The organism is Streptomyces murinus (assembly GCF_002154555.1).
GTDB lineage: Bacteria > Actinomycetota > Actinomycetes > Streptomycetales > Streptomycetaceae > Streptomyces > Streptomyces murinus.
Genome location: NZ_MUNF01000962.1, coordinates 1 through 1,113, shown reverse-complemented (window position 1 = coordinate 1,113; position 1,113 = coordinate 1). Strand labels below are relative to the sequence as shown.

Annotated in this window: 1 protein-coding gene and 1 pseudogene; both read left to right on the top strand. The window is 73.5% G+C overall.

The features are described 5' to 3' along the window. Positions 1 to 227: 227 nt before the first annotated feature. Positions 228 to 401 (top strand): PqqD family protein, encoded by a 174-nt coding sequence (locus CCN72_RS36935; RefSeq protein ID WP_107430300.1) that lies wholly within the window; start codon positions 228 to 230, stop codon positions 399 to 401. 28 nt (positions 402 to 429) lie between these two features. Continuing rightward, positions 430 to 1,113 (top strand): annotated as a pseudogene (locus CCN72_RS36930) (hypothetical protein); the annotation flags it as partial.

Below are 1,113 nucleotides of genomic sequence, written 5' to 3'. Positions count from 1 at the left end.
GATGCCGTACTCCTCGGCGACCCCGTCGGCGATGTCGGTGACCGTGCGGGCGCCGTCGGCCAGCCGGTAGATCAGCTCGGCGGGTCCGTCCAGCAGCATCGCCCGGTCGCGGTACCCGAGCAGCAGCCCGTCGGGGACCCGGCGGATACGGATGCCGAGGGTCCTGCGCGGGACGTCCAGGGGGCCGGGGCCCCGACGGGCTGCTGCTCGGGTACCGCGACCGGGCGATGCTGCTGGACGGACCCGCCGAGCTGATCTACCGGCTGGCCGACGGCGCCCGCACGGTCACCGACATCGCCGACGGGGTCGCCGAGGAGTACGGCATCGACCGCGCCGAAGCCCTCGCCGACGTCCTGGAGTTCCTCGGGGACCAGGACGACAGCGGGATCTTCCAGTGGTGACGCCCCTCGCGCCGCAGCCCTCCTCCTCATGATCCGCCTGGACGTCGACGAGGAGAGCCTGCGCTCGATCCGGCTGGCCCTCAGCCCGCTGTGGGAGACCCTCGGCAGCCTCGCACTCCTCGCGCGCTACCGGGGAGCCGTGCCCACGCCGTACACGGGCTGGGTCCGGGGGGCCCGGCGCGCGGTGCCGCCGAAGCTGATGGACACCGTCGTCCAGCTGGCCCACCGCCGCGACACCCCGTTCCTGCGCCACGCGCACGCCTACGTCCCCGACCCGGCGCGCACCTCCCTCCAGAACGAACTCGACTTCCTGCGCGGGCGGTTCGACGACGCCGGGGACGAGCGGACCGCCGCGCTGATCGAGGACTACTGGAACCACGCGCTGCACCCCTACTGGCCCTCCCTGCGCGCCTCCCTTGAGGAGGAGGTCCTCTTCCGCGGCCGGACCCTGGCCGTCAACGGGCCCGAGGCGATGCTGGCGGAACTGGAGGGCCGGGTGCTGTGGCAGCGGCCGCGCCTGACCGCGCCGTACCACCTGGACCTCACCCGTGAGGTGCGGCGCTCCCGACTGGTCCTCGTGCCCAGCATGTTCTCCGCCGCGACCCGCGTCTTCACCTCCGACGCCCAGGTCACCGCCATGTCCTACCAGGTCAGAACGACCGGCTTCCTGCACTCCGTCCCGCCCGAGCGCCCCACCGAACCCCCCACCGAC